The organism is Edaphocola aurantiacus, assembly GCF_019797745.1.
GTDB lineage: Bacteria > Bacteroidota > Bacteroidia > Chitinophagales > Chitinophagaceae > Edaphocola > Edaphocola aurantiacus.
Genome location: NZ_VOSI01000002.1, coordinates 79,863 through 92,805, shown reverse-complemented (window position 1 = coordinate 92,805; position 12,943 = coordinate 79,863). Strand labels below are relative to the sequence as shown.

The window sequence follows — 12,943 nt, the reverse complement described above, 5'->3', positions numbered from 1 at the left end:
AGATCACAAATAATATTTCACCTAATTTTTTTGTAGTATGAAGCACACAAAACCATTAATGCTGGCAGGCCTCTTTATGATGTCTGCCGGGATGAGTACCGCCCAGGATGTGGGCAAGCTCTATAGCCCCAATCTCTTTGACGGAACCGTCAATGTCAACATCCCTATTTATGAACAGTATGGTATGGGCATCTCCCTATCCTACAACACCAAAGGTGTTCCTGTGCGCGAGCTGGCCGGCCCGGCTGGTCTGCACTGGAACCTGAATGTGGGGGGTGGCATTAACCGGGTAATCAAGGGCTTACCAGATGAGCTTCGTCTCCCTGTGGATACCAATCAACAGTACATGCTGGGGGCTGGTGCAATAACTCCCCTGGCGACATATCATATGTACAAAGGGCGTTTGCAGTCTGCAATGGAAACCGGTGCCCTGCGGGCAGATACCAAAGTATTTCGTGATACGGAAAGTGATGAGTATTATGTTTCTGCGGGTAATGTGCGCTTTACTTTTTATGTAGGAGAAAACGGCAACATATTCACCAATAGCTTTTCCGATTATGAAATCCGCTTTTTCCGCGATGGGGTGTACCGATTGGCTTCAGAGCAGAACAGCCAGGCACCCAGAACCTTGAATGCTGCTGGAATGCCGATTTCCATACGGGATAAAAAGACAAATGTCACCTATTATTTTGGTCCGGGAGTGAAGCGGGAGTCGGTATTCGCAGCTTACTTCCGGAGCGAAGCCTCGTTTATGGCCAAGCCCTACCAGACCGAATATTACAGCGGTGGCACCTTACCGATGACCAACAACTGGAACCTGGATTCTGTACGCTATGATGCTACTAAAATGGTGCGCTATACCTATTCCCGTTACCAGATTCCGGGCGATATTGCCCAGGATTCTTCCTGGGTGAAAAGGGTAACCACCAACCAGCCTACTCCTGCAATAAATATTGCACCGGCCTTTAATCAGACGGACATTGATTTAGTCAGCGCAATCACCTATCCTAATGGCATCCGTGTGGATCTGCAATATGAGAATTACCGTCTTGAATTTACACCCAACCCATACAACACTTATGATGCAAATACCTACCCTAAGCTCAAAGAAGTTGTAGTAAAAGAGGGGTTAAACAGCATGCGGTATATATTCGGATATACCTATTTCCATAATCCTACCGCAACTAATCCGATGGAGATCACTAATTCATACCTTGGAGATGAAAGGGATCGTTACAGTTTAAGGCTGAACAATATCAGACAAGTATCGGCCGATAGTAGCTTATCTCAGCTATTGTATGCTTTTGACTATAATAATTTCATTCAGCGCCGTTTTGGTGGTGGCCTTGACTTCTATGGCTATTTCAATGGTCAGAATATGGGTGTAGCGGCACATTCGGTATACCCTGAAGCTACGAAAACAGACAATGCCACTTATGGCCAGTATGGCTTACTCAAAACTATATACAGTGGTACCGGTGGATGGGCGGATTTTACTTATGGGGCGCACCAGCTCACAGATGTATCTTCCGCCCTGATGAGCAGTGATCCTGATCTCGCCGGTACAGGTGCCAATGACGGGGTAAGAATTGAAAAAGTAACTATCAGGGATATCAGTGATACAACAGTTCACCTGATCACAACTTTTAATTATTCAGGAGGCCAGCGCTTTCTGCCAAAAGGTTTTACCCGTGATGAAGGGGTATATCGCGATGGTGATTGGGTTAAAAGTAATCCCGATGCGCCAGCCACTTTATATACGGTACGCAACTGGTATGAAACCTTTGTAAGTCCGATGGGACTGTATTATGGTTCAAATCATGGTTATAGCTCGGTACAGGTAAACCAAACAAACCAGTATGGACAACTATTGTCCCGTACAGAATATGATTTTTCCAATTTTAAAGACGGTACTGGTAGTCCCAAGATCCTGGTAACTGGAGGCGGAGCGGTAGCCATAGAAAAGCCATTTACCCAAAAGCAACGCATCCGTGACTGGGAGATAGGCTTATCACTCAGAGTACGTACCTATGATAACAAGGGACTGTTATTGATGGAGTCGGCAACAGAGTATCAGTCCATAATTGATACCACCAGTTCCGTAACGGCCGGTTTAAACGAGAGCAGACGCATGGTAGAACCCAAGCCAACCGGCTGGTTGTTTGCCGATGCCAATGAGTACACCAAGGACTGGATTGCAGACTTTAATGTAGTTGTAGACCCATATAAACCTTATCGTGGCCAGAGCCTGGCTAAAAAAGTGGTGACTAAAAAGTATGCGTCGGACAGCCGCTTTATGGCCGATTCCGTTCAGTATAGCTATGACAGTCGTTATAACCTCAAATCAAGCCTGGTGCAAAACAGTTTTGGCGAAACAATCAGACAGGTGAATATTTATAACTATGATCTGCCTGCCGCAACCGTAAATCAAAATACAGACCTTACCGGGTTGAAGGACAATGGAATGGAAGTGCTGATTGGTAATGAGGAGTGGAAAATGGGCACCGGCACTGCGGAGCAGCAATGGCTGAACGCACAACTCTTATCTGCATCTATATTTACGATGGGGCTTAACGGTGATGTTCCGGTAACGAAAGGTGTCTTCAACCTGGAGACTACCGATCCGGTAGCCTACACTGCTTATACCGGACAATCTTCCGTACCTGCTGCAGAGCCGTACAATAATGTTGGATTGTCTTTTATTAATATCAGCGGCCTTCCGGCCAATGTAGTGCCCGTAACACAGGTAAAGGAATTTGACGGTCGCGGTAATGTTTCAGAAACTTACATACCAGGAGCCGATCAGTATAAAACGATTATGTTTGATCAAAGCAATGATAAAAAAGTTGTGGAAGTCATGAACGCTCGTAAAACAGATGTGGCTTATGCGGATTTTGACCAGAATATACAGGGCAATATCAGTTTTACCTCAACCAATATTATCTATCCTGGCTCCGGAATCAGTAATCCTAATGCGCCGGCACTGAGCGTTCCGGGAGTGAAGCCTATGTCTGGAAATGGTTTATACGTACTGACCGCTACCAGTGGCAAAGACCTGTACACGATAACCCTCACGGCTGGTAAACAGTATCGTGCTACCTTCTGGGCTACAGATAATGTGATTCCTTCTTTCGGTATTGAAAACGGCACGCAATTTACCTTAAAGGAGATTGCCGTAGCAGGCCGATTTAAGCAGTATGAAGCATTTTTCAGTCCTTCTGCCGCCGGCCAGAAAATCGGTTTTCATACCACGGCTAATGTAGGCATAGAAGACATCCGTATACACCCGGTAGAGGCCGCCATGCAGAGTTGGTATTATGAGCCGTTGTTCGGTGCCCGTTCGGCAACCGACGTCCTGGGCCGTATTACCTATTTTGAATATGATAAGCTAGGTCGTCAGACGCTGACACGCAACCAGCAGGGACAGATCCTCAGCAAAAATATCTATACCATCACAACCGCCAATCCTTAATCTACCGGGTGCAGGCCCGTCAAAATATTTTATATGCAAAAAAGAGTTAACCATATTTTTCGGTATGTGCTGCCGGTCCTGACATTGCTCAGCAGCGGTCTGGTCTACGGACAAAATAATACACCTAACACAGCTAGCCAAACAGTGTCCGGCAGTGTGACTAATACCGTACCTATTCCGCGCGGAGCCTATTACAATGCTCTATTCACCAATATGGTGCATGTTTCAACCCAATTGACACCAAAGTACCGTGATACCGCTTCGGCCCAGTTTACCGGAGCGACCACGGCAGACAAAGCGGCAATGAAAACAACACTACTTAGTGGTCAGGGCAGCCCGACACAAGTAAGTGTGCGTAGAACGAACAGCAGTTATGTGATACAGCCTACGGATATCCGCAATATGCAGGAGGCCTATACCTTTCAACCCTATGTAGCGGCAAACAGCTATGAGTTTAATCCAGTATATAAATCTACTCAATACCACAGCAGCGCATTATACCCTTCCGAGGGCGGAGCAGAAGTCAGTACAGCAGGTCTTTCTGCCTCCATGTTGCGTAATACCTCCAGCAGTGCAGAACGCAGCAGTACCGCTTACGCTGCCGGTCGTAGCCGAATTGGACAAGGCAGAGGTACCAAAACGGCTGTAGTTTTTAACGATGCCAATACCGGTTCCGGTTTACCACAGGCTGGTATTCGCACCTGGACGATTGGTAGTAATGGTTTACCTCAGACCAATGGTTATTACAATGCCAATGCGCTGAAGGGTAACCTGATTACTACCGCACAGGGAGGCGAGAAGCTGGTGTTGGAAAACAGTGCTGGTAAGCCTGTTTATGAGGCCGGCCTGATCAAAAGCAGCCCTAAGACCTATGCGCGTACTTATTATGTATATGATGCAATGGGTCGCCTGCGTTATGTACTGCCACCAAAGGCAGTAGAAGCCCTGGAGGCCGCATCGGGTACCGTAACACAAGCTGTTATAGATGAGCTGTGTTTTTCCTATAAATACGATGCAAAAGGACGACAATATGAAACACATAAGCCTGGTGAGGGAAGAACAGAACTGGTGTATAATAAAAAGGGGCAGGTCATCATGCGTCGCAGTACTACGGAGGCCGCGAATGATCTATGGGAAGTGATTTTCTATGACCGTGCAGGTCGTGTATTGGCGACAGGCTTATTTTCTGATGACCAGGGATTAGGATACTGGCAGGGTCTGGCCAATACAGAAGTCAATCCGGCTACCAACACTCTTAACTATTATCTTTGGGGAGGTGGGCAATATATCTATCCTCCGTCTAGTTTTTCCGGAACCGAAATACAGAGCTTTAATTATTATGACAGCTATGAAAGTGGTCAACCACTGGCTAGCGAAAATTTCAGTAACAGCCTGATACAAACCTTCCTGAGCAGTGCAACGGATGCAGAACCATATGCCGTGGGAGGGAGTACTTATGGCCTGCAGACATCATCTGCTGTAAAAACCGTTAAACCTTCCGGCTTTACTACTAATCTGCAAGACTGGACCTATAGTAAGACTTTCTTTGATAAAGAGCGTCGTCCGGTGTATTCAGTGACTCAGCATGCCAAAGGCGGTAAGGATACTATGGCCATGCAGTATAGTTATACCGGACAGGTATTGATAACTGCCCATGGGCACCAGTATCTGAATGGTTCTGGCCCTGCTTTTCGGGAGTGGTATCGCAATACCTACGACGTCCAGACCGGGCAGCTAAGCCTTAGTGAACATAAAGTGAATACCCAGCCATGGAGGGTGATGAGTGGTACAACATATGATGCCATGGGGCGCGCCAGTTCTGTTACTTACGGCACTAATGCAGAGACCCAGAACTTTACATACAACATCCGTGGAGAACTGCAGGGTATTAATGAAACCTATGCGCTGACGGGCAATAATAATGGCCAGTCCATGACCTTTGGTGAAGTACTGCGTTATGATTATGGTTATGATAGTCTGCGCTATGATGGGCTGGCAGCCGGAATGATCTGGCGAGGCTCCGGTGCGGGTAATGCGAGGGCACATAGTTATGGTTATATCTATGATGTCGCAGGCAGAATGCTTAAAGGAGCATATTTGCGTAGTAATACAACCCCAAGCTACACCCTCGCAACAGGCTGGAGCAATAGTACGAATGACTACTCTGAAACAGTAACATATGACCAGTCTGGAAATATCCTTACCCTCCAGCGCCGTGCGGTAGTGGCGGCCAATCAGATGGTATTCCCTACTAACGTTGATAACCTGACTTATACTTATTTTACCAATAGTAACAAATTGCAGAAAGTAGTAGATGCCACCACAACCAACTATGGCCGCGGCGACTACCTCTATACTGCAACTCAAGGATATAGTTATGATTATTCTGGTAACCTTACTGCAGATGTCTCCAAGAATATCAGTAATATCTCCTATACATGGTTTGACAAGCCGACTATAATTACATATGGCGGTGCGAATAAGATTGGCTATACCTACGATGCAGCAGGAAATAAATTGCAGGAATATGTAATCAACCCCAGCCCCGGTTCCGCAACAATAAACAACTATATCGGTACCGCAATTTACAAAAATGACACCTTGCAATCAATCAGTACACCGGTTGGTCGTACAGACCTGAGTAAAGGTGGCACACAGGAACAGTATTTTGTAAAAGACCATTTAGGTAATATACGCTCCGTAGTGGTTGATGCGGCCGGTACAGGTGGTATTGGCGGATTTGCTGCGCAAACCCAAACCTATAATGCCACTTATGAAACCAGTAACCTGAGCCAGGAGGAACAAACTTTTGATCAGGTAGCTAATTTGAGCGAAGAAAAACCAGAGAGTGCCAGCAGCAGCGACAGCAAAGCCGCGCTGATGACTATAGGCAATACCAATACTCCAAATGTAGGCACTACTTTGTTATTAAAAGTAATGGCGGGTGATAAACTGAGCCTAAATGCGGACAACTATTACGAGAGCGGTACCGCACCAAGCAGTGGTACAGTAAGCAGCAACACTTTTGAACAGGTGGTGAGCAGCTTGGCGCAAGCGGCAGGCCAGTTAAGCGGTACAGAAGGCAGCATTGCCAGCGACTGGGCAACACAGATGCTGAACAGCAGCAGCCTGCAACAAGCATATAATGCCCTGCAAAACAGTTACACCGATCCTGATAAACCCAAGGCATACCTTAACTTCCTGTTCTTCGATGAGCAGATGCAACTGGTGCCGGAATTCTGTCGCATCTGGCAGGCCGATGGGGCGGATAACTGGACTCGTATCGGAACTGATGCTAATGAAACCATGGAGGTACCACAGAATGGTTATGTGGCTACTTATATCAGTACCCAGAGTGCCGAACCCACTTATTTTGATAATCTTGCTGTAACTTTGGAACCGGGTGTATTGCTGGAAGAAAAGCACTATTACCCTTATGGTTTACCTATCGTGGGTATGGGCAGCACCTCTTCTGGAATGTTACCTAATAAAAATCGCTACCAGGGTAATGAGTACAGGGAAGATTTAGGCCTGAACTGGATGGATTTCCACAACAGACAGTATGATCCGCAATTGGGTCGATTTTTAAGCTTAGACCCAATGGCAGATGCTGCCGGGCAGCAAGGATTGAGTCCGTATCATGCTATGGCCTGTAACCCATCAACAATGGTAGATCCTTTGGGGCTGGCGGCACAATATTCAGCGAGTTTACTCATGACCAATCCGCTGCCCGGCCCACAAGGTGCTATGGTTGAAGGTAATTTTGTACTTTTTGGCGGTAGTATGCTGGGAAGTGGCGTACCAGATTATATGAAGGATTTTAGTGTCAGTATAGATGAGGCGCATCATGAACACATGGTTTTGCAGACTTACTATGCTCTGGTTGCTGCGTTGGGTGATGGAAATGCTCAAGAGAGTTTAATGAACACTCAGGTGAATTCTGCCGGTAATGAAGCGATGAATCTCGATCAAGACTATAGTATGGTTAAGGAAGAAGTAAATAGAGCAATTCCTTTTCCCAAAAGTGGAGTATATTCAATTGGGAACTACCATTATGATCTAAATTCATATTTAAAGTTCTATAAGGAGAACAAGAAATACAAAGCCAAGCAATTTTATGGTGATAACATAGAAAACGCAGCATATACAGAAATTAATGATAAGAGAACAACACTCTGGGCTGAAGTAGGCACCTATCTGGAGAAAAAGCAGAACAGCGACCTTACGTTTGGCTATAACATATCTGTAGGCATTAATATTGATAAAACGAAGACAGGTACTTTATATGACCACGGCAGTACTAATATAAGCGTATACATGTATTCAAGTAATAAATCGATCCTAAGATTACATATTCATTATTTAAGTCCTGGAGACGTTATAGGTGTTTCTGGCTATGAAGATAGATATTATAATGGCGGTCCTTCAACACCAGATTACAACAATGCAAGAAGACAAACAGATTACTATAATAGATTTGTTGTTGTTGATGCTTCATACATTTATTTATATAATTCAAATCCAAATGAAACAATTACTATTAAAAGGCCGTAATATTTTACTGTTAAATTTAATTCCAGTATTCTACTCCTGTACAAATACAGCAAAAGAAGTTGAAAATTCATCTACTCAAGTAGTAGTTAATGAACGGTCGAAAGACACCGGTTATCCTAAAATAATACGAGATAAAGGACTTGAAATGCTTTATGATGACGCAAAATGGACTTTATATCTTTATACTTTCATGGATACGGCAAGTGTTGTTGAAAATGAGCGTTTTAGAAAAATGGATCAACCGCTAGGTACTTATGAATTGAGATTTGATAGTTTAATATCTAATAATGGAAAATACATATGCACTTTTGAATTTTATCTTAATGAGGTCAAGCTGAGGGATAGTATATCAAAAGATGTTTTTTCAACGTTTATACCAAACGTAATAATTGGTGATGAAAACGAAAAATGCGCTGCGTATTTAAATAATAATAGTTATGAGCGTAATTCGAAGACTTGTGTTGAATATATTTCCAATAAGGATGTTAATTATCAAGAATATTTTAAGAAAAAGTATGGTGTTTCAGCCGATCGTCACATTAAACTTTATGAAAAACTATTTGCACCACTAAGCTCAAGTAGGTTAAAATACCTTAAGGATAATCAGTCAGTGCTAAACAATTGGTTTGTCAGCCAGGCAAAAAAAAGAGGGGTATTAAACTGATTGGCTTATAAAAGCAGTATATGATAATTGTTATAGGTGGGAATTTTTTCCACCTATATTTTATTGTTTATTTTAGAATTGTTATTTATACAATTCTAATCCAAATGAAACAGTTAAAATTAAAAGGTAAATTAATCCTACTAACTTCGCTGATACCAAGTTCTATGTCTTGCCAAAATAAAACGTCTAATACAGCAGGAATCAGCAATAATATACAATCTGCCGATTATCAAACTGATGGTTATCCGCAAGAAATAAAAAACCTAAAATTGGAAAAGCAATTTGATGATACAAAATGGAGCTTGTATTTGTACAATTGTTTAGACACTCCATTCATTGTTAGAGACGAAACAACAATTAAGCTTGATCAGCCCATGTCGGCTTATGAATTGAGATATGATACAGTGATTAATAAAAATGGCAATTATATTATCACTTTTGAATATTATCTCAAAAACGGCGAATCTTTAAGGGATAGTATTAGTGATTCATGGAGCATGTTTTTACCTAACACTATTACATCGTCAATAAAAAATGTTGAAAGATGTGCGGTTCTAATACATCCAAATGACGACTCTGAATCTAAAGAGTGTCTAAATGATATGCCACCAAATGCTAAAAACATTACGGAATACTACAAAAGCAAGTATAAAAAAGATTATATGGATTATGTAAGGCTATATAGGAAACTATATGACCCCTTAGATAATCATACTGTGGATTTTATAAATAAAAATAGATCTACCCTTAATAAATGGTTCATTCAGGAAGCTGAAAAAAGAGGAGTCTTAGATTAATTTAAAAAATAGTTCAGAAACTGTTTAGAATTATTTCGTAAATAGAGAGAACAGACAATAGTCTGTTCTCTCTATTGTTTTTCTATATTAATGTAACAATAGTAGAAAAGACACTCTTATTAACATGGAAGAATCTATTACATTTTGAGGGAAGGTTACATTTACTTAGTAAATACATATAATGATTTTTTATAAGTATTTGGCTAAATTCCAGCTAACTGAAAGTGCATAGTTTGACAATGTGCAGGTATAGCATTACGGCGGTACAGTGCTGGAAGAGAATCATTACTATCCGTTTGGGTTGACGCTTAGTGAGAGTAACAATAATCCTGCATTGCCCAAGCAACCGTATAATTATCAAGGAATAAAGGCTAATTAATTAACGCCATTTAATTTTAATAGTTTATAAAATTTTCATTGATTAGCTAAAAATGCCCGTAAATACAGTATTTACGGGCATCTTAAGCTTTTATCCTTATCGATTTAAAATAAAAAAAGCGATATTTTGTATAACAATATCGCTTTTGCAGAGAGGAAGAGATTCGAACTCTCGATACAGTTTCCCGTATACACACTTTCCAGGCGTGCTCCTTCAACCACTCGGACACCTCTCTCTGTCAGGGCTGCAAATATAGGCATTTTTTATAAATACCAACAATATTTATTGCAAAATAATCCCGGCAATTTAGCTATTTTTGCCCCTGATATTGCCATATGCAGCTTCCCCAAGGAAAGAAAATATTTTTCGCCTCTGATTTCCATCTGGGCATACCTGATAAGACCTCCAGTCTGCTCAGGGAAAGACGTATTTGTCAGTGGCTGGACAGCATCCGCGACGAAGCTGAAAAGATATACCTTGTAGGAGACTTGTTTGATGTATGGTTTGAATATAAGAATGTAGTACCCAAAGGTTACACCCGCTTCCTGGGTAAGCTGGCCGAAATGGCCGATGCCGGTATTGCTATAGAGATCTTTACCGGTAACCATGACCTCTGGATGCGGAACTACTTTCCCGAGGAACTCAATATTCCCGTACATTATGGACCCATCACTTTTGAAGCCGGAGGCAAGAAATTCTTCGTGGCTCATGGAGATGGCCTGGGGCCCGGCGATCATAAATACAAATTCCTGAAAAGAGTAATGAGCAGTCCGTTTGCACAATGGCTATACCGCAGGGTGCACCCGGATACCGGTGTGGGTATTGCCAATTACTTCAGCCGCAGGGGCGCTAAGCACCAGGGGGCACATGACGGCGATTTCAAAGGAGAGGACCGGGAGTGGCTGGTGATCTTTGCGAAAGAATATTTGCAGAGGGAGCATATCGACTACTTCATTTTCGGACATCGTCACCTGGCTATGACGCTACCGTTGGGCAACAGCTGGTATATCAACCTGGGTGACTGGATTAGCCTGAACACTTATGGAGAGTTTGATGGAACAGCATTTCATTTAAAAACATTTGACAGCCATGAGTAAGCGCATCGTCATCATTCGTCATGCCAAATCCAGCTGGGCAGAACTGGGACAACCCGATTTTGACCGCCCGCTGACCGCCCGGGGCAAGGAAAATGCACCGGTGATGGGCAAGCGACTGCTGCAATACGGTCTGGAACCGGATGCGATCTATGCCAGCACTGCAAAGAGGGCCAAACAAACCGCCGAGCTGATTGCAAAGGCAACGGGCTTTGCCAATGACATACACTGGGACCGGTTCCTGTATCATGCAAGCCCTGAAAGGCTGGAAGATCAGATCTGTGCAACAGATGACGCATACAATACCATATACATCGTGGCGCACAACCCGGGTATAACCGATATGGTGAATGACGCCATACCGGGCTTTACTACGGACAATGTGCCTACCTGTGGGATCATAGCCTTTAGTATTGATGCGGATACATGGGCCGATTACCATAAGGCAAAGAGACAATTAATACTATACGATTACCCCAAAAATAACAGTTCAGATGTCTGATACAACCGCATACCTTGACCGGTTAAGCGAATTATACACCAAGCATTTTAATGAACCGGTGGACAAGATTGAGGCTATTCCTCCTTCTGGTTCTGACCGTATGTATGTACGGCTGATTGGTGCGAAACACCGTGCCATCGGGGCATACAGCAAAAACAAGAGAGAGAATAATACTTATTTCTATTTCACTAAAATATTCCTGAAGCATGGCTTACCGGTTCCGGAGATCTATGATCAGACCAGCGATAATATCTGTTACCTTATGGAAGATAAGGGCGGACGCTCACTGCTGGAAATGGTATTGAAAGAAGGAAAGACCGATGAGGTTAAGGTCCTGTATGAACAAGCGGTGGCGGACCTGGTACGCTTCCAGTGGGTAGCGGGTCGTGAGATCGATTATACCATGTGTTATAATACAGCGGCATTTGACCAGAAAGCTATCCTGGCGGATCTCAACTATTTCAAATACTACTTTGCAGATGTATTGAAACTGAATTATGATAAAACCATTTTGCAGGAAGAGCTGGAGAGCTGGAGCCGTGACCTGGATTCAGAATCGGTGAAAACCTTTATGTACCGTGACTTCCAGAGCCGCAATATTATGTTGCAGGACGGGAAGCCGGGCTATATCGACTTCCAGGGTGGGATGAAAGGATTGCCGCATTATGACCTGGTGTCCCTGTTATGGCAGGCCAAAGCGCAATTGCCTAAAGCCTGGAAAACACACCTGGAGCGTCATTACATCCGTACCATACAAGCTACCAAAGAGATCTCTGATTTCGATGAGCTGCATTTCATGAAAGTATACCTGGAGTGTGTACTGTTGCGCATATTGCAAACCCTTGGTGCCTATGGTCTGAGAGGACTGATAGAACGTAAGCCACACTTCATTTCCAGTATATACCCTGCCTTATTACAATTGCAGGAATACGTAAAGGACTATGCTTACCTGATCAAATATCCTGAGCTGAGTAAAGTGCTGCAGGAGCTGGTAAAGCCGGAGGTGATAGAGCAGTTTCATATTCCGACACAAAATCCGGAGCATCCCTTAACGGTAAAGATTTACTCCTTTTCTTATAAGAAAGGATTGCCTAAAGATACCAGCGGACATGGTGGCGGATTTGTATTCGACTGTCGTGGTGTATTGAACCCGGGTCGTATGGAGATCTATAAAACCCAGACCGGTCGTGACTATCCGGTGCAGGAATACCTGCTGAACAAAACCCGTATGCCACAGTTCCTGGAGAATGTATTTGGTACCGTAGATATTACGATCAACGATTACCTGCAACGCGGTTTCGATCAGCTGACCATCAGCTTTGGTTGTACCGGTGGTCAGCACCGTTCGGTATTTGCTGCAGAGCAAATGAAAGTGCACCTCAAAGAAATCTATAATATAGATGCAGCAATATTGCACCTGGAGCAGGATGAAAACCAGCACGAAAGGAGATAAAAAACCTATATTTACCTGCCGGATTTTA

At 43.4% G+C, this 12,943-nt stretch carries 7 protein-coding genes and 1 tRNA gene; 7 read left to right on the top strand and 1 reads right to left on the bottom strand.

The genetic code is table 11. From position 1 onward, the window contains the following. Window positions 1-37 precede the first annotated feature (37 nt). From FTD44_RS05110 to FTD44_RS05095, 4 genes are all read left to right on the top strand, one after another. The gene (locus tag FTD44_RS05110; RefSeq protein WP_222165467.1) at window positions 38-3,472 is read left to right on the top strand and encodes a hypothetical protein; all 3,435 of its coding nucleotides are present in this window, start codon (window positions 38-40) and stop codon (window positions 3,470-3,472) included. A gap of 33 nt (window positions 3,473-3,505) precedes the next feature. Continuing rightward, a complete protein-coding gene (locus tag FTD44_RS05105; protein WP_222165466.1) occupies window positions 3,506-8,026 on the top strand; it encodes an RHS repeat protein in 4,521 nt (1,506 codons plus the stop codon). Then, complete coding sequence (locus tag FTD44_RS05100; protein WP_222165465.1) at window positions 7,998-8,690, top strand: hypothetical protein; 693 nt, start codon at window positions 7,998-8,000, stop codon at window positions 8,688-8,690. The genes FTD44_RS05105 and FTD44_RS05100 overlap by 29 nt, the downstream gene beginning before the upstream one ends. A gap of 104 nt (window positions 8,691-8,794) precedes the next feature. Continuing rightward, on the top strand, window positions 8,795-9,487 hold the full coding sequence (locus FTD44_RS05095; protein WP_222165464.1) for a hypothetical protein: 693 nt from the start codon (window positions 8,795-8,797) through the stop codon (window positions 9,485-9,487). A gap of 527 nt (window positions 9,488-10,014) precedes the next feature. On the opposite strand, the gene FTD44_RS05090 is transcribed toward FTD44_RS05095, so the two are convergent. Further along, window positions 10,015-10,101: transfer RNA gene (locus FTD44_RS05090), tRNA-Ser, on the bottom strand. Between the two features lie 100 nt (window positions 10,102-10,201). Between FTD44_RS05090 and FTD44_RS05085 the strand changes: the two genes are divergently transcribed. The 3 genes from FTD44_RS05085 to FTD44_RS05075 are packed head-to-tail and all read left to right on the top strand — an operon-like array spanning window position 10,202 to window position 12,915. Next, a complete protein-coding gene (locus tag FTD44_RS05085; RefSeq protein ID WP_222165463.1) occupies window positions 10,202-10,963 on the top strand; it encodes a UDP-2,3-diacylglucosamine diphosphatase in 762 nt (253 codons plus the stop codon). Next, window positions 10,956-11,462 carry a SixA phosphatase family protein gene (locus tag FTD44_RS05080; protein WP_222165462.1) on the top strand — a complete coding sequence of 169 codons (507 nt, stop codon included), beginning with the start codon at window positions 10,956-10,958 and terminating at the stop codon, window positions 11,460-11,462. Before FTD44_RS05085 ends, FTD44_RS05080 begins: the two co-directional genes overlap by 8 nt. Next, on the top strand, window positions 11,455-12,915 hold the full coding sequence (locus FTD44_RS05075; protein ID WP_222165461.1) for a RapZ C-terminal domain-containing protein: 1,461 nt from the start codon (window positions 11,455-11,457) through the stop codon (window positions 12,913-12,915). Before FTD44_RS05080 ends, FTD44_RS05075 begins: the two co-directional genes overlap by 8 nt. Window positions 12,916-12,943 lie beyond the last annotated feature (28 nt).

Excerpts from the sequence above, each read along its gene's own strand:
- FTD44_RS05080 (WP_222165462.1), top strand. The coding sequence starts at position 10,956 with ATGAGTAAGCGCATCGTCATCATTCGTCATGCCAAATCCAGCTGGGCA.
- FTD44_RS05085 (WP_222165463.1), top strand. The coding sequence starts at position 10,202 with ATGCAGCTTCCCCAAGGAAAGAAAATATTTTTCGCCTCTGATTTCCAT.
- FTD44_RS05110 (WP_222165467.1), top strand. The coding sequence starts at position 38 with ATGAAGCACACAAAACCATTAATGCTGGCAGGCCTCTTTATGATGTCT.
- FTD44_RS05095 (WP_222165464.1), top strand. The coding sequence starts at position 8,795 with ATGAAACAGTTAAAATTAAAAGGTAAATTAATCCTACTAACTTCGCTG.
- FTD44_RS05105 (WP_222165466.1), top strand. The coding sequence starts at position 3,506 with ATGCAAAAAAGAGTTAACCATATTTTTCGGTATGTGCTGCCGGTCCTG.
- FTD44_RS05100 (WP_222165465.1), top strand. The coding sequence starts at position 7,998 with ATGAAACAATTACTATTAAAAGGCCGTAATATTTTACTGTTAAATTTA.
- FTD44_RS05075 (WP_222165461.1), top strand. The coding sequence starts at position 11,455 with ATGTCTGATACAACCGCATACCTTGACCGGTTAAGCGAATTATACACC.